This window comes from Pseudomonas sp. PSKL.D1 (assembly GCF_028898945.1).
In the GTDB taxonomy this organism is placed as follows: domain Bacteria; phylum Pseudomonadota; class Gammaproteobacteria; order Pseudomonadales; family Pseudomonadaceae; genus Aquipseudomonas.
In genome coordinates this window covers 3,590,041-3,612,774 of sequence record NZ_CP118607.1, presented here as the reverse complement: position 1 = coordinate 3,612,774, position 22,734 = coordinate 3,590,041, and the positions used below count along the sequence as shown (strand labels likewise).

Annotated in this window: 19 protein-coding genes; 14 read left to right on the top strand and 5 right to left on the bottom strand. The window is 62.9% G+C overall.

All coding sequences use genetic code 11. The features are described 5' to 3' along the window. Positions 1 to 2 precede the first annotated feature (2 nt). The 9 genes from PVV54_RS16045 (at position 3) to PVV54_RS16005 (ending at position 12,362) form a co-directional block, all read left to right on the top strand. On the top strand, positions 3 to 953 hold the full coding sequence (locus tag PVV54_RS16045) for a DUF58 domain-containing protein (RefSeq protein ID WP_274906202.1): 951 nt from the start codon (positions 3 to 5) through the stop codon (positions 951 to 953). After that, positions 950 to 1,447 (top strand): DUF4381 domain-containing protein, encoded by a 498-nt coding sequence (locus PVV54_RS16040; protein WP_274906201.1) that lies wholly within the window; start codon positions 950 to 952, stop codon positions 1,445 to 1,447. Before PVV54_RS16045 ends, PVV54_RS16040 begins: the two co-directional genes overlap by 4 nt. Next, a complete protein-coding gene (locus tag PVV54_RS16035) occupies positions 1,434 to 2,414 on the top strand; it encodes a vWA domain-containing protein (protein ID WP_274906200.1) in 981 nt (326 codons plus the stop codon). The genes PVV54_RS16040 and PVV54_RS16035 overlap by 14 nt, the downstream gene beginning before the upstream one ends. Beyond that, positions 2,411 to 4,000, top strand: a complete 1,590-nt coding sequence (locus tag PVV54_RS16030) for a VWA domain-containing protein (RefSeq protein ID WP_274906199.1) — start codon at positions 2,411 to 2,413, stop codon at positions 3,998 to 4,000. The genes PVV54_RS16035 and PVV54_RS16030 overlap by 4 nt, the downstream gene beginning before the upstream one ends. After that, positions 3,997 to 5,304, top strand: a complete 1,308-nt coding sequence (locus PVV54_RS16025) for a hypothetical protein (RefSeq protein WP_274906198.1) — start codon at positions 3,997 to 3,999, stop codon at positions 5,302 to 5,304. The genes PVV54_RS16030 and PVV54_RS16025 overlap by 4 nt, the downstream gene beginning before the upstream one ends. 27 nt (positions 5,305 to 5,331) lie before the next feature. After that, on the top strand, positions 5,332 to 6,342 hold the full coding sequence (locus PVV54_RS16020; protein ID WP_274906197.1) for an HAD family hydrolase: 1,011 nt from the start codon (positions 5,332 to 5,334) through the stop codon (positions 6,340 to 6,342). 84 nt (positions 6,343 to 6,426) lie between these two features. Continuing rightward, on the top strand, positions 6,427 to 7,995 hold the full coding sequence (locus PVV54_RS16015) for an arylsulfatase (RefSeq protein ID WP_274906196.1): 1,569 nt from the start codon (positions 6,427 to 6,429) through the stop codon (positions 7,993 to 7,995). Between the two features lie 151 nt (positions 7,996 to 8,146). Then, positions 8,147 to 10,687: a fused MFS/spermidine synthase gene (locus PVV54_RS16010; protein WP_274906195.1), complete on the top strand. Its 2,541-nt coding sequence runs from the start codon at positions 8,147 to 8,149 to the stop codon at positions 10,685 to 10,687. A gap of 55 nt (positions 10,688 to 10,742) precedes the next feature. Continuing rightward, positions 10,743 to 12,362, top strand: coding sequence for a mechanosensitive ion channel family protein (locus PVV54_RS16005; protein ID WP_274906194.1), 1,620 nt, complete (start codon positions 10,743 to 10,745; stop codon positions 12,360 to 12,362). A 128-nt stretch (positions 12,363 to 12,490) separates the two neighbouring features. Here PVV54_RS16005 and PVV54_RS16000 read toward each other — a convergent pair whose 3' ends face one another. The 4 genes from PVV54_RS16000 to PVV54_RS15985 form a co-directional block, all read right to left on the bottom strand. Next, positions 12,491 to 13,504 (bottom strand): AraC family transcriptional regulator, encoded by a 1,014-nt coding sequence (locus tag PVV54_RS16000; RefSeq protein ID WP_274906193.1) that lies wholly within the window; start codon positions 13,502 to 13,504, stop codon positions 12,491 to 12,493. 79 nt (positions 13,505 to 13,583) lie between these two features. Then, positions 13,584 to 14,252: a DUF3313 domain-containing protein gene (locus PVV54_RS15995; protein ID WP_274906192.1), complete on the bottom strand. Its 669-nt coding sequence runs from the start codon at positions 14,250 to 14,252 to the stop codon at positions 13,584 to 13,586. Between the two features lie 51 nt (positions 14,253 to 14,303). Beyond that, a complete protein-coding gene (locus tag PVV54_RS15990; protein ID WP_274906191.1) occupies positions 14,304 to 15,596 on the bottom strand; it encodes an OmpP1/FadL family transporter in 1,293 nt (430 codons plus the stop codon). Between the two features lie 286 nt (positions 15,597 to 15,882). Next, the gene (locus tag PVV54_RS15985) at positions 15,883 to 16,458 is read right to left on the bottom strand and encodes a biliverdin-producing heme oxygenase (RefSeq protein ID WP_274906190.1); all 576 of its coding nucleotides are present in this window, start codon (positions 16,456 to 16,458) and stop codon (positions 15,883 to 15,885) included. A 231-nt stretch (positions 16,459 to 16,689) separates the two neighbouring features. Between PVV54_RS15985 and PVV54_RS15980 the strand changes: the two genes are divergently transcribed. From PVV54_RS15980 to PVV54_RS15960, 5 genes are all read left to right on the top strand, one after another. Next, positions 16,690 to 18,027, top strand: a complete 1,338-nt coding sequence (locus PVV54_RS15980; RefSeq protein ID WP_274906189.1) for a DUF6861 domain-containing protein — start codon at positions 16,690 to 16,692, stop codon at positions 18,025 to 18,027. A 12-nt stretch (positions 18,028 to 18,039) separates the two neighbouring features. Then, positions 18,040 to 18,660 (top strand): GAD-like domain-containing protein, encoded by a 621-nt coding sequence (locus PVV54_RS15975; protein ID WP_274906188.1) that lies wholly within the window; start codon positions 18,040 to 18,042, stop codon positions 18,658 to 18,660. Between the two features lie 50 nt (positions 18,661 to 18,710). Continuing rightward, positions 18,711 to 19,376, top strand: coding sequence for a GAD-like domain-containing protein (locus tag PVV54_RS15970; RefSeq protein ID WP_274906187.1), 666 nt, complete (start codon positions 18,711 to 18,713; stop codon positions 19,374 to 19,376). 74 nt (positions 19,377 to 19,450) lie between these two features. Continuing rightward, entirely contained in the window at positions 19,451 to 20,080 is a 630-nt protein-coding gene (locus PVV54_RS15965; protein WP_274906186.1) for a GAD-like domain-containing protein, read from the top strand. Then, positions 20,073 to 20,684 (top strand): GAD-like domain-containing protein, encoded by a 612-nt coding sequence (locus tag PVV54_RS15960; RefSeq protein WP_274906185.1) that lies wholly within the window; start codon positions 20,073 to 20,075, stop codon positions 20,682 to 20,684. Before PVV54_RS15965 ends, PVV54_RS15960 begins: the two co-directional genes overlap by 8 nt. A gap of 222 nt (positions 20,685 to 20,906) precedes the next feature. Here PVV54_RS15960 and PVV54_RS15955 read toward each other — a convergent pair whose 3' ends face one another. Continuing rightward, entirely contained in the window at positions 20,907 to 22,613 is a 1,707-nt protein-coding gene (locus tag PVV54_RS15955; protein ID WP_274906184.1) for an FAD-dependent oxidoreductase, read from the bottom strand. Positions 22,614 to 22,734: the final 121 nt, after the last annotated feature.

The window sequence follows — 22,734 nt, the reverse complement described above, 5'->3', positions numbered from 1 at the left end:
CCATGGATGTGAACGCGGTGGTGCCCGACGGCTTCGTGTATGCCTCACTCGCCGAGCTGATGGCGCTGGAGGCGCGTGCCCGGGGCCTGAGCTTCGTGGCGCGCCAGCCGCTCTCGAGCATTCTCTCCGGCAACCACGCTTCGCGGTTGCGCGGGCGCGGGCTGAGCTTTGACGAATTGCGCCATTACCTGCCCGGCGATGACCTGCGCCACCTCGACTGGCGTGCGTCGTTGCGGTATGGCAAACCGTTCGTGCGCACATTCACCGAAGAGCGCGACCGGCCCACCCTGGTGCTGGTGGACCAGCGCATGAGCATGTACTTCGGCTCGCAACGCTACTTCAAGTCGGTCAGCGCGGCGCAGGTGGCTGCGATCTGTGCCTGGATGGCCTTCCATGCCGGCGACCGGGTGGGGGGGATGGTGTTCGACGGCCAGCTGGTGAGTTACGTAGGGCCGCTGCGCAGCCGGGCGCGCGTCGAAGCGCTGTGCAGTGCGGTGGTCAAAGCCAACCACCGGCTGTCGGCCTATGCCGCCGACCAAGACAACGATGCCCAGCTGGACAAGGTGCTGCGCAGTTGTGTTGCCAGTGCTGGCCACGACCACCTGATCTGCATCATCAGCGACTTTGCCGGCACCACGGCCAACACCTTGGCGTTGCTGCGCCAGTTGAGCCAGCACAACGATGTGATCGCCATCCAGGTGTACGACCCGATTGCCCTGCAGTTGCCGGACAAGGGGCGGCTGAACGTGACCCAGGGCTCGGCGCAGGTGGAACTGGAAGTTGGCCAGCGGCGCATCAACAAACCCTTGGGCGAATTCCTTGCCGGGCGCCTGCGCGACGTTGCCGACCTGCTGCGCCGCAGCCAGGTGCCGTTGATGCGGGTAAGCACAGGCGATGACAGCCTCGACCAACTGCGCCGCGAGCTGGGGCGCCTGGCTCAGGTGCCGCGATGAGCGCCGCAGCCCCGGCAATCGACCAGTTGCGCGAGCTGGCACCGGGCATGCCGCCGTTCAGCTACCTGCCACACACCTGGGCCTGGCTGGTACTTGCCGTGCTGGTGCTGATGCTGCTCGGCCTGTGGGCCGCGCTACGTTGGCGCCATTGGCAGCGTAATCGATACCGCCGTGAGGCATTGGCCCGGTTGGATGCCATGGCCAGCAGCGAAGGTGATCAACGCCTTATTGCGCTGCGCGGGCTGCCCGAGCTGCTCAAGCGTGTGGCGCTGTCGATGCCTGGCGCGCCGCCCGTCGCCAGCCTGGGCGGCGCGCAGTGGCAAACCTTTCTTGAGCAGCGGGCACCCCAGCCGTTGCCCGCTGGCTTTACCGACACCTTGCACCTGCTGGCTTACGCCCCCGACACCGCTTTGCGCACGTTGGATGCACAGCAGGTGAGCACGCTGTTCATGACCAGCCGTGGCTGGATCGAGGGGCACCATGTGGCAGTTTGACTACCCCTGGGTGTTCTTGCTGTTGCCCCTGGCGTGGCTAGCCTATCGCTTTTCAAGCGAATACCACGAAGGCCGCAGTGCGTTGCGGGTGCCATTCTTTTCGGCCATGAGCCGGGCCATCGGCAAGCAACCGGGGCACGCCAGTGCCAGCGGCGGGCGCGCGCAACTGGCGTTGAACATACTGGCCTGGTGCTTGCTGGTGGCTGCCTGCGCCCGGCCTGTGCTGGTGGAAAAACCGATCCAGCGTGAACAACCGATCCGCGACCTGATGCTGGCCGTCGACATTTCCCAATCCATGGAAGCCACCGACTACACCAGCGCCAACGGCGAAAAAACCGACCGCCTGAGCGCCGTGAAATCGGTGGTGCGCAACTTTATCGCCCAGCGCAAGGGCGACCGCATCGGCCTGATCGTGTTCGGCACCGGTGCCTACCCGCAGGCGCCATTGACCCTCGACCACGCCAGCCTGTTGCTGCTGCTCGATGAAGTCGGCATCGGCATGGCCGGGCCCAACACGGCCCTGGGTGATGCCATCGGGCTGACCATCAAAGCCCTGGAAAACACCCACGAACAGGAAAAGGTGCTGATTCTGCTGACCGATGGCAACGACACCAGCAGCGCCATCACCCCCGACCTTGCCGCACACCTGGCTCAGGCCAGCGGCATCGTGGTACATACCATTGGCATCGGCGACCCGCAGGCCACCGGCGATGCCAAGGTCGACCTGGCCACCCTGCAGGCGATTGCCCGCACCACCGGCGGGCAGTTTTTCCGCGCCGACGACCGCCAGGCGTTGCAGCAGGTGTATGCCACCCTCGACCGCCTGACCCCGCACAAGGTCAAGACCTTCAGCCACCAGCCCAAGCGTGACTTGTTTGTGTGGCCACTGGGTGCGGCAGTGGCGTTGCTGCTGGCCGGGCAACTGCTGGCCATGCTGCGGGCACGGTTCGCGGGGGCGCCCGCATGAGCATCGACTTTGCGGCATTTCACTTCCTGCGCCCTGTGTGGCTGCTCTTGATACTGCCCGGCGTTTTGCTGCCGCTGCTGTGGTCACGCCGGCATGACGTGCGGCGCCAGATGCGGGGCATCATCGCCCTCCATCTGGTCGAACACCTGATGATCGCCCCGCAAGCCCGCCGCGGCCTGCGCCCGGTGCACGGGCTGGGCGCGGTGCTGGTGCTCGGCGGCCTGGCCGCTGCCGGGCCGACCTGGCAGCAGGACATCCCGGATTTTCTCGATGACCGCGCGCCGCTGATCGTTGCCCTGGACTTGTCGGCGTCCATGGACGCCGACGATGTACCGCCCAGCCGGCTGGCGGCGGCCCGGCACACCCTGCATGACCTGGTGATGCGCCGTGGCGGCGCCCGCAGCGGCCTGATCGCCTACGCCGGCAGTGTCCACCTGGTACTGCCCGCCACCGAAGACCCCGACCTGCTCGACACCTTCATCCAGGCCCTGGCCACCGACCTGATGAGCAAACCCGGCAAGGATGTGCTGGGTGTGATCGAACTGGCGCTCAAGTTGCTGGACGCGGAACAGGCCCCAGGTACGCTGGTGCTGCTGACCGATGGTGCCGACACCAGTCAGTTCGAGGCCATCGGCAAGCGCCTGGCGGGTACGCCGCTGCAGGTGCTGGTGCTGGCAGTCGGTAGCCAGGCCACCGGCCCGCTGAAAGATGCCAAGGGAATGCCCCGGCTCGATGCTCAGGGGCGCCCGGTGCAGGGCGATTTCGATCAACAGGCCCTGAAGGGGCTGGCCAAAGCTGCCAACGCGCCCTTGGGCAGCCTGACCCTGGATGACGACGACCTGGACTGGGTCGAACTGCACGCCCAGCGCCACTTCAAGGCGGCCAGTGCCGACGCCAACCCGGTGCAATGGAAAGATGCCGGTTACTGGCTGTGCTGGCCCGTACTGGTGATGGTGCTGCTGAGTGTGCGCCGCGGCTGGCGGGTGAACTGGCTGCCGGGCGTGTTGCTGGCGCTGCTGCTCGGTACTGGCGCCGAGCCTGCCCGCGCTGGCGCCCTGGCCGACGCCTTTTTCACCGCCGACCAGCAAGGGCGCTGGGCGTTCGAGCATGGCCGCTACCCGCAGGCCGCTGCGCGGTTTCACGACCCTTACTGGAAGGGTGTCGCGGCGTACCAGGCGGCGGATTTTGAGGCCGCCCTGGCCAGCCTGGGCAAGCTGAACACCGCGCCCGCCTGGTTTTATCAGGGCAACAGCTACGTACGTCTGTTCAAATTCCCCCAGGCCATCGCGGCCTATCAACAGGCGCTGCGGTTGCAGCCTGACTTTGCCGAAGCCAAGGCCAACCTGGCCCTGGCCCAGGCGCTGCTCAAGGACTACCAGGACCAGCAAGACCAAGGCACGCCTGATGAAAAAGCCGACAAGGTGGTGGAAGACCAAACCCCGGCAGCGGGCGGCAAGCAACAACAGCAGAAGACGCCCCAGGCTGCGTCCGACCAGCTGTGGTTGAACAACCTCACGACTTCGCCCGCACAGTTTCTCAAGCGCAAGTTCGCGCTACAGGATGCCGCACGCCAGGAGGCGCCATGAGCCGTTTCGCCTGTTTTTTGCTGTGTTGCCTGGCGAGCCTTGCCCATGCCGCCGAGCCCGAGGTACGGGTGCAGGCGCGCCTGGTGCCGGACACCGCCATCATGGCCGGCGCCACCGTAAACCTTGAGGTGGACTTGCTGGTCGACACCTGGTTCACCGCACCGCCCGAGCTGCCGGTGCTGCAACTGCCCGGTGCCGTGGTCAGCCCGCCCGGTGGCGAGGCCCAGCACCTGAACCAGCGCCTCGATGGCAAGGCGTTTTTTGGCTTGCGTTTCACCTACCAGATCACGCCGAGCGCGGCGCAGGCGTTCAGCATCCCGGCGCTCACGTTCCGCGTGTTCCCCGGCCAGGCCACCGCCGCACAGACGGTACAAAGCACGCCCTTGTCGTTCAGTGTTACCGGGCAGGCCGGTGCAGGCGGCGAGCAACGGCTGGTGGCCCAGGCGGTGGAGGTCACACAGGCGCTGGAACACTCGCACACGCCCTTGCGCGCGGGCGACAGCATCACCCGGCGGCTGCACATCGTGGCACGGGGTGGCCAGGCCATGCTCATCCCGCCGCCAACTTTCGCCGAGGTGAAAGGCCTCAAGCGCTACGTCCTGACCCCCAGCGTGACCCCGCTCAGCGACGGGCGCGGCGGCACGCTGGGTGGGCAGCGCGAGGACAGCGTCACCTATGTGGCCAGCGCGGCAGGGCGCTATCAACTGCCTGCCATCGAGGTGCAGTGGTGGGACGCGGCCACAGGCCAGTCCCGTAGCACTTCGGTCCCGGCCATCGATATTGAAGCTGGGAAGGGCACCTATCAGGCGCCGTTTTCCCTGAGCGAAGACTTGCGCGCGTTGGGCCAGGGCGCGCAGGTCAGCATCGCCAGCCATGGCCTGCTGCTGGTGCTGCTGGTGTTGTTGGGCAGCCTGGCCTGGGCCGGGCGTGCCTGGGGAGTGGCGGGTTGGCAGTGGCTTCTGCGCTGGCGAGCCAGCCGGCATCAGGCCTGGCTCGACTCGCTCGGCTACGCCTGGCGCCTGGCACGGCGCCAGTGTGCCGGCGAACCGGCACGGCTGGACGCCCTGTACCTGTGGCGGCGACGGGCCACTGGCCAGCACACGTTGTCGTCAAGTGAGTATCCCCAAGGCGGGCAAAGCGAGGGCGCTTTGCTAGCCTTTTTGCAGGCTTTTTACGCTGCCGGGCGGGCGCAACCGCCTTCGGCCGAGGCCCGTCGGCTTGTGCTGCAGAACCTGCGGCAGCAGGCTGAGGCGGGCCGGGGAGAGCCTGTCGGCAAGCATGCGCTCAAGCCCCTGAACCCCTGACACCGCTCATGGCAAGGATGAACGACCATGCGTCAACCCGTTGCTGGCAAGGTGCTCGTTCACACACTGTTGTGTGTGCTTTTGCTGCTGCCGACCGCGCAGGCGCTGGCGGCGCAACCTTTGGCATCGTGGCGCGAAGGGCAATCGCGCGCAGCCATCGAGGCCTTTGTAACCGCTGTCACTAAAGCCGGTGGCCCTGATTACGTCGAACCGGCCGAGCGCATCGCGGTGTTCGACAATGACGGCACGCTCTGGAGCGAGCAGCCCCTGTATTTTGAAGTGCTGTTCGCCATGGACGAGGTCAAGCGGCTGGCGCCGCAGCACCCGCAATGGCGCACCCAGCAGCCGTTCAAGGCGGTGCTGGAAAACGATCACCAGACGTTGGCTGCCCAGGGCATGGACGGCCTGCTCCAGATCGTCGCGGCCACCCACTCGGGCATGAGCAACGACGACTTCATTGCCCGCAGCCGCAGCTGGCTGGCCAGTGCCCGCCACCCGCGCACCGGCAAGCCTTACACCGAAATGGTGTTTCAGCCGATGCTGGAGTTGCTGGCCTACCTGCGTGACAACGGCTTCAAAACCTACATCGTGTCCGGGGGTGAAGTGGTGTTCATGCGCGCCTTTGCCGAGGAGGTGTACGGCATCCCGCCGGAGCAGGTGATCGGCACCACGCTGGGCGCTTCGTTCCAGGACCAGCAGGGCAAGCTGAGCATCCAGCGCCTGCCCAAGGTCGCACACAACGACGACGGCCCCGGCAAGCCGGTAAGCATTGATTCGATCATCGGCCGCCGGCCCTTGCTGGCCTTTGGCAATTCCGACGGCGACCTGCAGATGTTGCAGTGGACCATGGCCGGCAAGGGCAAGCGCTTTGCCGGGCTGGTGCACCATACCGATGCCCACCGCGAATGGGCCTATGACCGCAAAAGCTCGGTCGGGCACCTCGACAAGGCCCTGGACCAGGCGCAGGCCAAGGGCTGGACCGTGGTTGACATGGCCCGTGAATGGCGCCGGGTCTACCCCTTTGAAACACCGCAATGATCCATCAACCAGCCGCAGCAGCACGGTGGATACCGTGCCAGTAGTCGTGGACGACAGCAGTGACGTGAAACGGAGAGCGTAGCTATGAAGTCCAGTAGAGCTTGGTTGTCGGCGGCCGCCCTTGCGGCCACGGCAACGTTCGGGGCGGGGTTGGCCAGCGCGGCAGACAAGCCCAACATCCTGGTCATTTTCGGTGACGACATTGGCCAGACCAACATCAGCGCCTATGGCAAGGGCGTGGTCGGCTACCAGACGCCGAACATCGACCGCATCGCCAAGGAAGGCATGATGTTCACTGACTATTACGCGGAAAACAGCTGCACCGCCGGCCGTTCCACGTTCATCACCGGCCAGTCGGCGTTGCGCACCGGGTTGTCCAAGGTCGGCATGCCCGGCGTGCCGGTGGGCCTGCAGGCGCGTGACGTGACCATCGCCCAGGCACTCAAGGCCCAGGGCTACGCCACCGGGCAGTTCGGTAAAAACCACCTGGGCGACAAGGACGAGTATTTGCCGACCAACCACGGCTTCGACGAGTTCTTCGGCAACCTTTACCACCTCAATGCCGAGGAAGAACCCGAACGCCCGTATTGGCCCAAGGATGACCAGGAGTTCGTCAAGGCCGCTTCGCCACGCGGGGTGATCAAATCCAGTGCCGATGGCAAGATCGAGGACACCGGTGCGTTGAACTCCAAACGCATGGAAACCATCGACGACGAAACCACCCAGGCGGCCATCAACTTCATCGACAAGCAGGTGAAGGCCAACAAGCCGTTCTTCGTGTGGATGAACACCACGCGCATGCACGCATTCACCCACGTGCGCGAGTCCATGAAAGGGCAGAGCGGCATGGTCGGCAACGAGTACGCCGACGGCATGCTCGAACATGACGGTGACGTCGGCAAACTGCTCAAGACCCTGGATGACCTGAAGGTGACCGACAACACCATTGTCGTCTACACCACCGACAACGGTCCCAACCAGTGGTCCTGGCCGGATGCGGCCACCACGCCGTTCCGCAACGAGAAGAACTCCAACTGGGAAGGTGCATTCCGCGTGCCTGCCATCGTGCGCTGGCCGGGCAAGATCAAGGCCGACACCATCAGCACCCAGATGTTCTCGGGCCTGGACTGGTTCCCGACATTGATGGCCGCCGTGGGTGACACCGACATCAAGGACCGCTTGCTCAAGGGCGCCGATGTGGGTGGCAAGAATTTCAAGGTGCACCTCGATGGTTACAACCAGCTGGACTACCTCACAGGCAAGACCGACAAGAGCGCGCGCAGCGAGTTTTACTACTTCAGCGATGACGGTGACCTGGTATCCATGCGCTTTGGTGACTGGAAGCTGGTGTTCTGTGAACAGCGCGCACCGGGCGGCCTGAAGGTGTGGAGCGAACCGTTCGTATGCCTGCGCGTACCGAAGCTGTTCAACCTGCGCATGGACCCGTACGAGCGGGCCGACGTGGTGTCTGACCAGTACTATGATTGGTTGACCAAGAACGACTACCTGATCTTTGAAGGTACGCGCAAGGCTGCAGCGTTCTTGCAGACCTTTGTCGACTACCCGCCGAGCCAGCGCCCGGCCAGCTTCAGCATCGACCAGATCCGTGCTGACGTGGACAAGAAGATCGAAGAGAAGATGAAGAAACAGTAGTGCTGCGGCCCTTGTAGGAGCGGCCTCGCCGGGGCGCCGGACCGGTCGGATAGGGCTGCAAAGCAGCCCCGGCCAGAGCAGCAGCGCCGCAAAAACCGTGGGGCCGCTGTGCGGCCCTTTCGCGACACAAGGCCGCTCCTACAGGAATTACATGCCTGCTAAAAGTTTGAGCAAGACAGCCGCCGAGGCGCCCGCGCAGGTGCTTGATGCCCAATCCCGCCTGCTGCTGGCCCTGCCTGCCTCGCTGTTGTTCCTCTCCGGCGCTGCCGGCCTCGTCTACCAAGTGCTGTGGATCAAACAACTGTCGCTGGTGGTGGGCGTGGAAGTGCACGCCGTGGCCACTGGCATCAGTGCATTCTTCGCCGGGCTCGCCTTCGGTGGGCTGTTGTTCGGGCACTGGGCCGACCGCGTGCAGCGCCCGGTGCGCTTGTACGTCTTCCTTGAACTGGCCGTGGCGCTGCTGGGGTTGGGCGCCACGCTCGGCCTGGCCCATGCCGCCGGGCCGTTCGCCCGGTTGGAGGCCAGCACCGGCCTGCTGGCCTGGGTATTGCCCTTTGCGCTGGTGGGGATACCCGCGTTGCTCATGGGCGGCACCTTGCCCGTGCTGGTGCGGGCGTTGGCGCCTGCCAGCGGGCAACTGGCGGAGGCGGGGGGGCGTTTGTACGCGGCCAACACTGCAGGCGCCATCGCCGGCACCCTGCTGGCCGCCTTCGTGCTGTTGCCACGCCTGGGCGTGTGCGGCAGCGCCTGCGCCGCAGCCAGCCTGAACTTGTTGGCGGCACTGGGTGCCTGGCTGGCCCGCCGGCGCGACACCGCGTTGCCGCCACCTGCCCAGGCAACCTCGATGCCGCGCTCGGCACAAGCCCGCCTGGCCATCGGCCTGTACTGCGTGGCCGGCGGCGTGGCGCTGGGCTACGAGGTGGTGTGGAGCCAGTCGATCGTGCCTTTCATGAGCACCCGCGCGTTTGCCTTTGCCGTGGTGCTGGCCACCTACCTCGGCGGCCTGCTGGTCGGCAGTGCGCTGTATGCCCGGCGTGCCGACCGCATCCGCGACCCGTGGGGGCTGTTCGGCCTGTTGATCGCCATCGCCGGCCTGCTCGCACTGCTGCAACTCGCCGGGCTGGGGCGCTGGCTGGTGCTGGCGCAGACCCAGGCCGAAGCGTTCGCACTGCACCTGACTGGCAGCGAACTGGCCGGCATGTGCGCCCGGTTTGCCGTGGCGGCCCTGTGCATGGTGTTTTTGCCCACCACCTTGCTCGGCGCCGCGTTCCCGCTGGCGCTACGGCTGGTGGTGGACAGCGGCCACGTGGGCCGGGATGTGGGCACGGTGGTGGCACTCAACACCTTGGGCGGCATCGTCGGCGTGCTGCTCACCGGGTTCGTGCTGGTGCCGCAGTTGGGCCTGGTACGCGCCTTGGGCGTGCTGGCCGGGCTGGCGGCGCTGGTTGGCCTGATAGCCGTCTGGCGTGGCCAGAGGGTAGGCCGCCGGGCGGTGGTTGCCGTTGGCCTGGTGGCGCTGGCAACGCTGCTGGTTGCCGTGCTCACGCCCTCCCAGCGGTTGGCCGAGTTGCTGCCAGGGGCGCGCAACGGGCAGCTCGTTTACTACCACGAAGGCAAGGGGGGCACCGTGGCCGTGGTCACCCAGGGGCGGCAAGGCCAGACCTTCAGCCGGTTGTACATTCAGGGCGTGTCCAACACCGGCGATGCCATGCCCTCGTTACGCTACATGCGCCTGCAGGCACTGCTGCCCCTGCTGATTCACGGCGGCGAGCCGCGCTCGGCCCTGGTGATCGGCTTCGGCACCGGCATCACCGCCGGGGCCATGTTGCGCTACCCGGGCCTTGAGCGCCCGGTGGTGGCCGAACTGTTGCCCGAAGTGCTGCAGGCGGCGCCACGTTTCAACGGTAACTATGCGGCGGTGGTCGACCCACGGCTGGATATCCGCCTGCGTGATGGCCGCCGCGAGCTGTTGCGCAGCGAAGCGCGTTACGACCTGATAACCCTGGAGCCACCTCCGCCCTCTGCCGCCGGGGTGGTCAACCTGTACTCCCGCGATTTTTACCAGTTGGCCGCTACCCGCTTGCAGCCCGGCGGATTGATGGCCCAGTGGCTGCCACTGCCGACCCAGAACGACGAAGACAGCCGCGCTCTGGTGCGCAGCTTTATCGATGTCTTCCCCCACGCGACGCTGTGGACCACCGAGTTTCACGAAATGCTGCTGATCGGTTCGCTGCAACCGCTGGCGCTGGACGTGCCGCGCATACGCGAGCGCCTGGCCCAGCCGCCGGTGGCCGATGCGCTGGCCGAGGTGGGCATCGATTCGCCGCAAGCCTTGCTGGCCACCTGGGTTACCGACCGCGCAGGGCTTGAGCGTTACGCCGCCGATGCGTTGCCGGTGACCGACGACCACCCGCGCATCGAGTACGCCCCGTGGGTGCGCCCGCGGGAAATCACGCGCGTGTTGCCCGCGTTGCTGGCATTGCGCACCCCACCGCCGTTGCAGGGGGCCGAGCCGGCCTTTGTCAGTGCGGTGGGCGACCAATGGCGCAGCCTGGCGCGCTTCTACAGCCTCAGCCTGCATGCCTATAACGGCAACCGCCAGGCGTGGGCCCGAGAGGCCCGCGAGCTGGCCCGCAGTGATGGCAACAACCCTTACTACCGTTGGTTTCTGGGGCGGGGCGCTGGCCAGTGAGGGCTGTGCTATCACTACAGCAGGACCGTCCGTCCTCCACGCCAGGGAGTGAGCAATGAACCGCCTCGTGATTGTGCTGCTTGTGCTGTGCGCCCTGTTGCCAATGGCCGGGCAGGGCAAGGAGGCCATCGGCAGTGCCACGGATGGCGTGCCTGGGGAGCCGGCGGAACTGCGCATCGCCAACCGCAGCATCTTCACCTTCCACGCCACGCTGCTGGGCGAAACCCCGGCTGCGCGGGTGCAGCGGGCCACGGCGGTGATCGAGGAAACCCTACGCGGCACGGACGAGCTGCATGTCACCGTCGACCCGATCGTCAACAGCCACCTGGTATTGCTGGGCGGGCGTCGGGCATTCATCGTCGCCCCTCAGGACCTGGGCGTGGAGGGCGGCGACACCCGCGAAGCCGCCGAACAGGCCGCCGCCACCCTGCGCCAGGTGGTCGATGAAACCGGCGAGGCGCGCAGCCTGCGCTTTCTGCTCAAGGCGCTGGGCTATTCGGCCATCGCCACGCTGTTGTTCGTGGTGCTGATCAAGGGCGCCAATCTGGGCCGGGCCAAGTTGCGTGGGCGCCTGCCGCAACTGATGCGCGAACGTGCCCGGCAGATCAAGGTCGGCCAGATGCCGTTGTTCGACATGCAGTACGTGTACTTCCTGATCGACCGCTTGCTGCGCCTGCTGTACTGGGTGATCGTGCTGCTGCTCAGCTACCAGTGGCTGAGCTTCGTGCTGTCGCAGTTCCCCTATACCCGGCCCTGGGGCGAAAGCCTCAACGTGCACCTGCTCGACCTGCTGCGCTACCTGCTTGACGGTATTCTGCATGCGATCCCCGGCATTGCCGTGGCGGTGATGATCTTTTTCATTGCCCGCAGCATCAGTGGCTTCAGCCGTCGGCTGCTGGAGCGCATGGCCCGGCCCGGCACGCTCAAGTGGCTGACCGAGGAAACCCTGCAACCCACCACGCGGCTGACCTCGCTGGCGATCTGGCTGTTTGCCCTGGTGATGGCATACCCGTATTTGCCAGGTTCCGGCACCGACGCGTTCAAAGGCCTGTCGGTGCTGCTGGGCCTGATGATTTCGCTGGGTGCCTCCAGCGTGGTCGGGCAGGCGGCAGCGGGGCTGATCCTGACCTACTCGCGCACGCTCAAGGCCGGCGAGTACGTGCGGGTGGGCGACAACGAAGGCACGGTGACCGAGGTGGGCATGTTCAACACCACCATCCGCACCGGCCTTGGCGAGGTATTGACGCTGCCCAATTCGATGATCACCGGCTCCGTGACGCGCAACTATTCGCGGGTGGTGCAGGGCCAGGGGTACATCGTCGATACGGTGGTCACCATCGGCTACGACACGCCCTGGCGGCAAGTGGAGGCGATGCTGGTGGAGGCGGCGCAGCGCACCGACGGCATTCTGGAAAAGCCCCGGCCGCAGGTGTTCCAGACCGGGCTGTCGGACTTCTACCCCGAATACCGCCTGGTGGCCCAGGCGGTGCCCAGCGCGCCCCGGCCCCGGGCGGAGTTGTTGAGCATGCTGCATGCCAACATTCAGGATGTGTTCAACGAATACGGGGTGCAGATCATGTCGCCCCATTACCTGGGCGACCCGGCGCAGGAGAAGTGGGTGCCACGGGACAAGTGGTACGCCGCGCCGGCCCAGGATCCAGGTGACTCTGTGTAGGAGCGGATTTATCCGCGATGCGGCGTGCAGCGGCGCTCAACCCTACCGCAGACTTGGAGATATCAGGCGCCGCTTTGCGCCGCATCGCGGATGAATCCGCTCCTACAGTTTGGGGTGCGATGCCATGTTCAGAGGGCAGCAATCACCGGGTCACCCTGCAAGCGCCGATGCTCCAGCGGCGTCATGTCGAACCAGCGCAAGTGCGCCCGGCAAAACGACGTGGTGCGCCGGTAACCCAGCTCGTTGGCAATTTGCCCGACCGTCAGCGTAGTCTTGCGCAGCATGTGCTCGGCCTGGCGGCGACGGATGTCGTCCAGGTACGCCTCGAACTCGATGCCGTCGCTGGCCAGGTGGCGCTGTAAGGTGCGCGGGTTCATGTTCATGGCCAGCGCCACCTGTTCCAGTGTGCAGCGCTGGGCGGGCAGCAGCATCTGGATCTTGCGCTCCAGTTGGGCCTGCAAGGCGTCACTGGGCACCGACTGGTTCTCCAGAAAGTGCCGGACGATGGCGTGCAGATCGGCGTCATGCTGCACGCACGTTTCCTGCAGCACCTCTGCCGCCAGGATCAGGCAGTTGTGGGCCTGGCCAAACAGCACCGGGCAGTCGAAGTAGCGGGTGTAACCTTCGGCTTCACCCACGGCATCATGGCGCAACGTCACCGCACGGGCGCGCAGTGGCGTGCCGCGCAACTCGCCTATCAACAGGCGTGCACCCATTACTGACTTTTCGACAACCTGTGGGGTTTGCTCGGAGCCGGGCAAGCCATTGTCGAAGTACAGCATCGCCAACCCGGCACGGTGTTCCAGCCTGAAGTGGATCGCCGGGCTGTAGTGGCGCATGTAGCGGATCACCGCAATCAGGGCATGCCCCACGGTGGGGGCGGAGGTGGCCAGATGGCGAAGCGGGCCGACCAGTGTGGCGCCCTGGCGCAGTGCCAGTTCCAGGCCGAAGCGCGGCAGGCTCAGGGCATGTGCGCTGCCTTCGAGCAATTGCACCAGGCTCAGGTAAGGCAAGGTTCTGCCGTAGTGGCCGACCACGTTCGGGTCGATGTGCAGAGGGGCCAGGTAGTCTTGCTGCACGGCGCCGTGCTGGGCCAGCAGCTGATCAAAATGCAGCAGGGCGCTGCCGCGAATGCTGTCCATGGAATCGCGCCTCTCGGGTACCGGGAGTTGGCCAGCGCACCCCGCTGCAGGCCCGGCCGCTGCAGCGGAGCGGGGCGCCTTACTTCCTTAAGGCCTGGAAGGAGCTGACCATGTCCTTGGCCCAGCCATCGAGTACGGCTTTTGCGTCTTTCGCCTGCATTTTCTGCGACGAATTGTCCAGCTCGGTACCGGCACCTTTGCGCACCACTTCGGCCACCACCTGGTTGGTGTCGCCGTCCAGGAATGCGGCTTCGGTGGCAATGCTGGTGTCCTGGTCGCGAATGCCGGTAGCGGTGCTGATGCCAGCGGCCACCAGGGCAATCGGAATCACTTCATACGGGCGCAGGCTCTTGGTCTTGGCCGTCACGGCGGTGATGGCCGGGCGCACCACCAGCACGTTCGGGCCTGGGCTGGTGGCCAGCGGCAGCACTTGCGAGAAGTGGTTTTTCAGGGTCTGGTCGTAGTATTGGGTGATGCCTTGCAAAGTCGATTGCGGTACGTTTTCGGTGGGTTGCGGCTTGGGGTAAAGCTGGCTCGGCTCGATGTACACGCTGCGATAGCGCTTGGCATCGACACCGGGCTTGATCCAGCGCATCACCGGTGCGCCCGATGGCGATGTATCTTCCTTGAGTACGCTGTAATCCTTCAGAAAACCCGAATACTGGTCCTTCTCCACGTACTTGCTGGCGCAACCCTGCAGCATGAGGGTTGCAAGGCATAGCGATGCAGCCAACGTCTTGGTGTTCATGCAGCGTCTCCTTCTCACGATGATCAAAGCCCCGCAGCCATGCGGAGCGGCTCAGAACCGCCAGGTGGCGCCGCCACCGATGATGTGCAGTGCGCTGTTGTCGTAACTGCCCGACAGGGTGGTGCCGGAGCGTGCCTTGGTTTGCTCGACGTCCATGTCGCCGAGCCACACCAGGGTGTACGCAAGGTGCACGTCCAGGCCTTCGTCGACCTGGTAGTTGACCCCGGCTGCCAGCCGCCAGGCCTCGCCCATGGGGTTGTCGACGGTGCGGTCCTCGTCGTCCACCGCCGAGCTGTCGTAGCCCAGGCCCATGCTCCAGCGCCACTTCGGCGTGGCCTGGTACTGGGCGCCGACCGAGGCGTGCCAGGTGTCCTTGTACTTGCGGTCGACCGTGCGGCTGGTGCCGCCAGCGTTGCTGTCGACTTCCACGCCGACATCGCCGAACTCGCTCCAGTCCTGCCAGTTGAGCGTACCGAGCAGGGTCCACTGTTCGTCCAGTTCGTGGGCGATGCTGAAAGTGACGGTTTGCGGCACATTGAGGTCGAGTTCCAGCGAGTCCACTTCGAGCCGGCGCAGGGCAACGTTGATCAGCGGGTTGCTGATGTCGCTCAGGTGCGGTTTGTCCTCGAACTCCAGCTTGACCTTGCTGGTGTAGGCCAAGCCCACGCGGGTGCGGGCATCGACCTGGTAGAGCAGGCCAAGGTTGACCCCCACGCCCACGTCGGTGTCCTTGTACTCCAGCTGGCCGTCCGGCCGGTCGGCCAGCCCCAGCAGGTTGTTGTTGATGGCCATCTCGGTGCGGTAGTAGCCGAGCATGATGCGCGGGCCCACGCCTATCGACAGGTCGTCGGTGAACTTATAGGCCCAGGTGGGTTGCAGCGACATGCCGATCACCGCCGCTTCCTGGGTGAAGTAGCGGCCCGCCCAATCATCGTCATAGTCCAGCGCCAGCCCGAAGTTGCCATACATGCCAAAGCCGATGGCCGAGCGGTCGTCGAGCTGGTGGGTGATGAACAGGCTGGCGCCGGGCAGGTACTGCAGCGCGTTGCCGCCTTCGTTGCCATCGAACTGGTTGCTGCTGTCACGGGAAAAACGCAGGTCGCCCAGAATGACTTGCGCATTGGCGCTGACCTGGGTGCCCTTGAGGCGGGTAATGCCGGCCGGGTTGCTCATCAGCACGCTGGGGTCGGTGGCCAGTGCGGCCGCGCCTGCGTTGGCCAGGCCATTGCCTTCCTGGCCTGCCTCGTAAATGAGGATGCCGCCGGCCCATGCGCTTTGGCCGGCCAGCCCGGCGATGCACAACAGCACGGCAGCCGAGCGTCGAAGACAGTACACCGGTTCCATCACACGCTCCTTTTTACTGAAGCGCTGTACCGTTTAGGGCAACTACCAGCGAAGGTTGATGCGTAGTAGAAGCAGGGTAGACAGGATGCAGATGACTGGCCCGATGCTGAAGCTCTCTTTTCACGACATCGGGAACTTTTGAGCGAGACGCTAATACCTGTAGGCAAGCGTTAAAACTTTAGACGACACAATCTGACGTGCAAGTGCACCTTTACGCGAAGTCAATGATGCTGGGGCCGCAAACCGCCAGCAGCACGTTGAAACTGTCGTCAAATGTGCACCCGGCTCAGTGGGTAAACACCGCACGCAGGTGGTGGCGGTAGCTGTCGAACGCGGCAATGGCACCGGCCACGGCTTCGGCTTCTTCTTCGGCAGTCAGCGTCAGGCCATCGAGCTTGGCCACGAACTCGCGCCAGTGCAGGGCGCGGCCATCCGGGTGCGGCGCCAGGTGACGGGCGCCGGCGTCACCATCAAGGCCCAGGCGTTGTGTTTGCTTGAACAGAAATGCCGCGCCCAGGTTGGAACCTTCGCTGCAGTAAAGCCAGCCCAGGGCTTGCGCCGGGGTGGCGATGACCGGCTGGGGCGCTGCGGGCAGGGGCATGCCCAGGTCGCGCAGGTCGGTTTCGACGGCGTCGAAGCGTGACAGCTGGGCCAGGCCGGGCAGGCGCTGGTTGAGCTGTTCATCAAGGTAAAGTGCTTGCAGGCTGCCATGGAAGCGATGCTGCACCTGCAAAAAACGCGCGTAGCGTTCGCGGTCTTCGAAGGGGCGCGCGGCCATCACCAGTTCATCGACACTGTCGTGGTCACGGCTGCTGGAGGCTTTGAGGCGTTTGCAGCGGCTGGGTTCTGGCAGAGCGTCCATGTGAGGTTCCAAGGCTGGAGAAAGTAAGCGCAATGATGACCATCGCTAAGGGCTATGACCATGGGCACGGTATTAAGATCGCTTAACTTTTTATGGGTTGCCAGCAGGGCCTCATACAGGGAGGTAACAAATACCCTTTAAGAAGTCTAACTTTCCTACAAATGGCCGGGAAATTTCCCAGACGATTCCATGATGTGATTTCCCCTGCACACGCTGTCAGGGAGACACCTCATGTATCTGGACTACCTCGTGCCCTCGTGGCTCGAGATCGAATCACGTGTCATCGACAAGATGGGCTACCAGACCGGTGGCCACTTTCGCAGCCCCAACAATGAAGAAGTCGCCACCCTCGGCCTGAACCTGCGCCGCATCGGCGCGGTGCGCACCGCGTTCAACCGGGCCGAATGGCAGGCCGCGCACCTGCTGCGCCAGCGCTTTGCCGAACTGGACATCAACAGCATCGTCGACGAGTTGCTGAAGGTGGTGGCGCAGATGGCGATGATCGTCGCCGGCAGCACCATCACCGGCGGCCTGATCGGTGCCGGGGCCGGGGTGTTTACCGGCGGTGCCGGTGTTATCCCCTTTGCGGGCGCGGGCGCGGCCATGGGCCTTACCGTCAGCGGCTGGATCCTCGGCGTGCTCGGGCTGGCGTCGGTTGCCGAGTTCTTCATCGACGACCTGCCGCGTATCGGCGAGTACTACCTGAACGGCATCCATGCAGCCTGGGAAGGCACCTGCGGCCATGAAAGCGCCGGCCCGCTGTGCCGCGACGACCCGTTCGCGATTTCCAAAGCGACCCACCACATTGCCCAGGGCCATGTGGAAATGGTGGTGTTGTTGCTTGGCGGGATTGTGGCGTACCTCACCCGCGGGCGTGGCGATGCGCGGGTGCTGGCGCAGGAAATGGCGGCCAGCAGCAAAGGGGCGCGGCTGGGGCAGTGGATGCTCAAGCATGAAGAAGGGTTGAAGCAGCGGCCGGATTTACAACGGCCGGAGCGGCGCACGGGGGCGATGGATGAGCCGCAGCCCAATCGGCCTGCGGGGAAAGACAAAGAGCCTTCCACGGCTAAGCCCGGTAGCATGCCGTTGCATACGGTGGCGTGTTTCAAGGCGGACAATTTGCCGGTGTCCAAGCATGCCGAGTTCGAGCGGCAGTTGAAGGGGCAGCAGGAGGGGTTGAATCGGCTGACGGTTGAGGAGTTTTTGGAGAATGTTGCGAATCCAATCAAACGAGATCCACAGGAAGCCAAACGTGCGCGTAAGCAGTTGCAGCATGATCTAGTGAACAGAGCTTATGAGGAATTACTTGAAACAATGACTCCGAGTAAGGCCAGGTTAATTGCTGAAGCAAGAGCCAGGCAAACAATGAGCACGCTGGCCGCACTCCACAATCCGGACCTGTTTGCAGGGGGTAAGGACGTAATTGCTGACTTTGGTGACAGACGAGTCAACGCCTCGATTGGCCCACAGTGGAGGTCGAAAATTGAAAGTTTGAAGCGCGCAGCTGAACGTGCTCCAAAATCGAATGGCGTGCCTACGCTGATGAATGTAAAGTTGCATAAGTGTTGAAGGAGAGTCGCAATGGATGAGGTGTATTCGATATTTCTGGAAACTGTTGGGGGCGTTTGTCATCGGCAAGAAGTTCCGCCCACGAGCGTGGAGCGCTATCAAGGGCTGCTGCCCGATCTCTTGCTCGATTATTGGAAGGAGCATGGGTGGTGTGGATATGGAGATGGTATTTTTTGGTTAGTCAATCCCCAGGAGTATGAGGGTGTGCTTGCGAGTTGGTTGATATCATCGAGTTTCAATCCAGACGATACATACCATGTTATTGCACGTAACGCCTTTGGTGATTTGTATCTGTGGGGCGAAAAAACCGGGCCTTCGTTGCGCATTTATTGCAACGTTTCCCGATATATGCACAATCCCATTAACCGATTGCCGCAGGCCATGAATAGAGCACTTCAGGCGTTTTTACTGTCACTCAATAGAGAGTATCTGGATTTCGATGATCTTTTTGATTTGGCGAGGCGTAAATTAGGGGTTGTCAGTCAGGATGAGATTTACGGTTTTACACCCGCTTTACAACTTGGTGGCTCGGCGACGCTTAAATGCATTGAAAAAGTGAAAGCTTTTGAGCACATGATATTCTTGTCGCAACTTGATGGGCTGCGCAAATATACGATTTCCGACCTGAATTAAAATAATTATCACAGGCCCGCCAACGTAGAAGTCACCACCCTTGCCGAGGGATGTTTGAGAATGTTGAAAAATCCGGTAGGAGGCTATGGCTTCAAGTGAAGGACGAGATTTTTGCTAGGTTTCTACAGAAAAACGGCAAGATTACGAGCAGGCAAGAGGTGCCGCCATCAAGTGTCGAAAGGTACAAAGGAAAACTGCCTGATCTGTTGCTGGGCTATTGGTTAGAGCATGGCTGGTTTGGTTGTGGTGAGGGGTTATTCTGGGTTGTTAATCCTCAGGAGTACGAAGGGGTAGTTGCAGCCTGGCTTTCAGGCACAGCCTTGGAGGGGCGTGATACCTATCACTTAGTCGCTAGAAGCGCTTTTGGAGATTTGTATCTGTACGGGGAGAGGACTGGTTTTTCACTGTCTATTGATGCTCCGGTTTCAAGATACTCCTTGATAGATGACGCTGTTGTCTTTGAGGATAGGGATTTGAATACTCAGAATTTCCTCCTCTTGATGGATGAGGAGTACAACGACTTTGACGGGCTTTTCAAGTCGGCTAAAAAAAAGCTGGGTGCGCCGAGCGCTGATGAGATGTATGGGTTTGTTCCTGCGCTGGGGTTGGGTGGGCGCACAGAGGTGGAGTCTATTGAGAAAGTCAAGTGCGTGGAGCATTTGGTGTTTCTCTCGCAACTTGCCGATTTTAGGCCGTTTAGTCAGGAAGATATTTAGGCAGTTATGTGGCACCAAATGCCGAATCAAGCCTCCTGAACCCAATTTTGTTACCGCATCTGAGAAGCATATGTATGGATAGGCTTTACGCTCGCTTCCTGGAGAAAGTTGGAAAAGCCACTGGGCGCCAGGAAGTCCCCCCGTCAAGCATCGAACGCTATGAGGGGAAGCTACCCGACCTGCTGCTGAAATATTGGGTCGAGCATGGCTGGTGTGCTTACGGCAACGGGATTTTTTGGCTGGTCAATCCTCAAGATTACGAAGGGGTAGTCACCTCATGGCTTGAGGGCACAACGTTGGAGCCCATCGATACATACCACTTGATTGCTAGAGGTGCCTTCGGAGACCTCTATTTTTGGGGCGAAAAAACGGGTGCGTCGCTTGAGATCACCGCACCTTTGAGCCGTTACATATTGCGAGACTCTTTGTATGGTTCGGACCAACTGGAAAAGAATTTTCAATGTTTTTTTATAAACAATGATGCGGAGCAGAGCGACTATGGCGAGCTTTTCGCGCCAGCCTTGAAGAAGCTGGGTCCTTTAAAGAGTAATGAGGTGTATGGTTTCAGGCCGGCACTCCTGCTGGGCGGTCATGACTCCATTAAAAACTTGGAAAAAGTAAGTGTGATAGAGCATCTGACCTTGCTTTCCCAAATTCAAAAGCTTGAGCCCTATGATTTTAGTTCGGGCGCTTATGATGGATGAGGCTTTTGCGCTATTTCTCGAAACAATGGATGGTCCTCTGTGTCGACAGGAAGTGCCGCCTTCAAGTATTGAACGCTACAAGGGTAAATTGCCTGCTCAGTTGCTAGCGTATTGGCAAGAGCACGGCTGGTGTGGCTATGCGGATGGATTGTTTTGGACGGTTAATCCTCAGGAATACGAGGGCGTCGTTGAAGCATGGATTGGCGGTACGCCTCTTGGGTCGAGGGATACATACCATTTGATCGCTCGAAGTGCATTTGGTGACCTCTATCTTTTTGGAGAGCAGACAGGTTTTTCGCTGAAGATAGTCGGGTATCTGGGGTGTTATGTAGGTAGCAACAGAAAAGTGGTAAACATGGACAGGCATGTACAGAATTTTTTCGTGATGCGGGATCGAGAAGCTGATGACTTTGACGACTTGTTTGAACCCGTCAAGAAAAAGCTCGGTGGGTTGAGGTACGATGAAGTGTACGCTTTTGTTCCTGCAATGACTTTGGGAGGGAGCGGGGGGCTTGAGAGCGCTGAGAAGGTCAAGGCTATGGAACATTTGGTTTTGCTGTCTCAAATTTCCGCTCTAAAGCCTTACAGCTTCTCGGATTTCTAATCGTAAAGCCGCTTGAACGCAGTTTTTTCAGCAGTGATTCTGAAACAACCTGTAAAAAGCTCAATCCCCAATCAGCACCGCCACCAGCTTGCGCCATCCCTCCATCAACACGCCTTGCCGCGAGCCTTCGAGCACCACACTGTCACGCAGCACCTGGATAGAGGCAGGGGCGTCGGCTATCGCGAAGTCGACGCGGTACAGCGCCCTTTTCCGGGCGCAGGGTCATTCGTAGGCCGTAGCTCCGGCGATATGCCTGCCCGCCACGTAGCCAAAGGTCAGCGCCGGGCCAAGGTTGATGCCGCCAGAGGGGTACCAGCCGCCGAACACGCTGGCCATGTCAGTGCCTGCCGCATAAAGGCCGGCGATGGGGCGGTCGTGTTCATCCAGTACGCGGGCATGGCCGTCGGTACGCAGCCCGGCGAATGTGCCGAAGCAGCCGGGCTGCACTTTCACCGCGTAGAACGGGCCCTGCTCGATGGGCGCCACACAGGGGTTAGGGCCACCATGGGCGGGGTCGCCCTGCTTACGGTTGAAGGGTGTGGAGCCTCTGCCAAATGCAGGGTCTTCACCTTTGCGAGCGTGGGTGTTGTAGGCATTGACCGTGGCGTTGAGCGCAGCGGGGTCGATGCCACAGGCCTGGGCCAACTGCTCGATGCTGGCGCCTTGCTTGAGGTAACCGCTGCGCACGTGCGGCCAGCTGGGCAGCGGGGCGGGCCGGGCATGGCCCAGGCCATAACGGCGCAGGAAGCGGCGATCACAGATCAGCCATGAGCAAGGCTGCTCGCCAGGGGGCGTAGCCGCTACCATGGCCGACACGTAGTCGTAGTAACCATGCGCTTCGTTGACAAAGCGCTTGCCATTGGCCAGCACGCCGATGATGCCAGGCTTGCCGCGTTCGATGATGTGCGGGAAGTGGCCGACGCTGCCGTCGCGGTGGGTGACTTTGGAAACCGGTGCCCAGGCCACCGGTGACTTCAGGTGGGTGGCCACACGGCCGCCTGCCGACTCGCCCAGGCGCAGGCCGTCGCCGTCGCATGATGGCGGCGGCAAGGCAAGGTTGTCGTGGCCGCTGGCATCGTGCGGGAACAGCTCGCGGCGGCGTTGCGGGTCGTTGGGGAAGCCGCCCGCGGCCAGTACCACGGCGCGAGCGTGGACCGTGATGTCGCCTTGCTCGCTGCCGATGACGGCCCCGCGCACCTGGCCGTTTTCCAGCAGCAATCGCTTGGCGGGGGCGCTTGCCATCAGGGTTACGCCCAAATCCTGCGCCGACTTCGCCAGCCGCGCCACCAGTGCCACGCCGTTGACCAGGTGCATGGCCCGACCGTAACGGGCCAGGTGGTAGAGGTGCCGGCCAAAGCGCTTGCACACATGCCAGAACGCGCGCGGCGAGCGGGTCATGTTGAGGAACGCGGCCAGATCGGCGCCGGCCATGATCGGCATGCCCATGAATGAAGTTTCGCGCAGCGTCTTGCGCAGGCGTGGCAGCAGGCTGGCAACTTCGCGGGCATCGTACGGCGCGGCGATCACTTGATGCCCGCCGGTGGCGGCGCCCGGCGTATCGCCATGCATGTCGGGGATGCCGTTGCCGTCGGCAAATTGCAGCGCGGTGTGTATTTCGAAGAACGCGACCATGTGCGGGCAGGCTTCGAGGAAGGCATCGACCCGCTCTGCATCGTAATGGGCGCCCAGTTCGTTACGCAGGTAGGTGCGCGGTTGTTCGATGTCTTCGACGATACCGGCGCGTTGGGCCAGCGGGTTGCGCGGTACCCATGCCCAACCGCCGGACCAGGCCGTGGCGCCGCCAAACTCGGGGGCCTTCTCCACCAGGATGACCTTTTGACCGTGCCACGCGGCGGTCACCGCGGCAGCCAGGCCGGCAGCGCCGGAGCCGATGATCAGTACGTCGGCTTGGAGGGGGGTGGACGGCATCGGGGCATCTCCAGTGATTATTATTGGAATCATGTTCCATATTCTGCTGTCAAGTTCTGGCCTGCTTCAAGCCTGTGGCAAGGGTAGTGGTCGATAAACGGACACTTTGCATTCCGTTTTC

Bases quoted from the DNA above. Each gene is read 5' to 3' on its own strand.
- PVV54_RS16020 (WP_274906197.1), top strand. From the start codon at position 5,332: ATGCGTCAACCCGTTGCTGGCAAGGTGCTCGTTCACACACTGTTGTGT.
- PVV54_RS16010 (WP_274906195.1), top strand. From the start codon at position 8,147: ATGCCTGCTAAAAGTTTGAGCAAGACAGCCGCCGAGGCGCCCGCGCAG.
- PVV54_RS15980 (WP_274906189.1), top strand. From the start codon at position 16,690: ATGTATCTGGACTACCTCGTGCCCTCGTGGCTCGAGATCGAATCACGT.
- PVV54_RS16030 (WP_274906199.1), top strand. From the start codon at position 2,411: ATGAGCATCGACTTTGCGGCATTTCACTTCCTGCGCCCTGTGTGGCTG.
- PVV54_RS15995 (WP_274906192.1), bottom strand. From the start codon at position 14,252: ATGAACACCAAGACGTTGGCTGCATCGCTATGCCTTGCAACCCTCATG.
- PVV54_RS15970 (WP_274906187.1), top strand. From the start codon at position 18,711: ATGTTTGAGAATGTTGAAAAATCCGGTAGGAGGCTATGGCTTCAAGTG.
- PVV54_RS16035 (WP_274906200.1), top strand. From the start codon at position 1,434: ATGTGGCAGTTTGACTACCCCTGGGTGTTCTTGCTGTTGCCCCTGGCG.
- PVV54_RS15955 (WP_274906184.1), bottom strand. From the start codon at position 22,613: ATGCCGTCCACCCCCCTCCAAGCCGACGTACTGATCATCGGCTCCGGC.
- PVV54_RS15960 (WP_274906185.1), top strand. From the start codon at position 20,073: ATGGATGAGGCTTTTGCGCTATTTCTCGAAACAATGGATGGTCCTCTG.
- PVV54_RS16040 (WP_274906201.1), top strand. From the start codon at position 950: ATGAGCGCCGCAGCCCCGGCAATCGACCAGTTGCGCGAGCTGGCACCG.
- PVV54_RS16015 (WP_274906196.1), top strand. From the start codon at position 6,427: ATGAAGTCCAGTAGAGCTTGGTTGTCGGCGGCCGCCCTTGCGGCCACG.
- PVV54_RS16005 (WP_274906194.1), top strand. From the start codon at position 10,743: ATGAACCGCCTCGTGATTGTGCTGCTTGTGCTGTGCGCCCTGTTGCCA.
- PVV54_RS15990 (WP_274906191.1), bottom strand. From the start codon at position 15,596: ATGGAACCGGTGTACTGTCTTCGACGCTCGGCTGCCGTGCTGTTGTGC.
- PVV54_RS15985 (WP_274906190.1), bottom strand. From the start codon at position 16,458: ATGGACGCTCTGCCAGAACCCAGCCGCTGCAAACGCCTCAAAGCCTCC.
- PVV54_RS16045 (WP_274906202.1), top strand. From the start codon at position 3: ATGGATGTGAACGCGGTGGTGCCCGACGGCTTCGTGTATGCCTCACTC.
- PVV54_RS16000 (WP_274906193.1), bottom strand. From the start codon at position 13,504: ATGGACAGCATTCGCGGCAGCGCCCTGCTGCATTTTGATCAGCTGCTG.
- PVV54_RS15975 (WP_274906188.1), top strand. From the start codon at position 18,040: ATGGATGAGGTGTATTCGATATTTCTGGAAACTGTTGGGGGCGTTTGT.
- PVV54_RS16025 (WP_274906198.1), top strand. From the start codon at position 3,997: ATGAGCCGTTTCGCCTGTTTTTTGCTGTGTTGCCTGGCGAGCCTTGCC.
- PVV54_RS15965 (WP_274906186.1), top strand. From the start codon at position 19,451: ATGGATAGGCTTTACGCTCGCTTCCTGGAGAAAGTTGGAAAAGCCACT.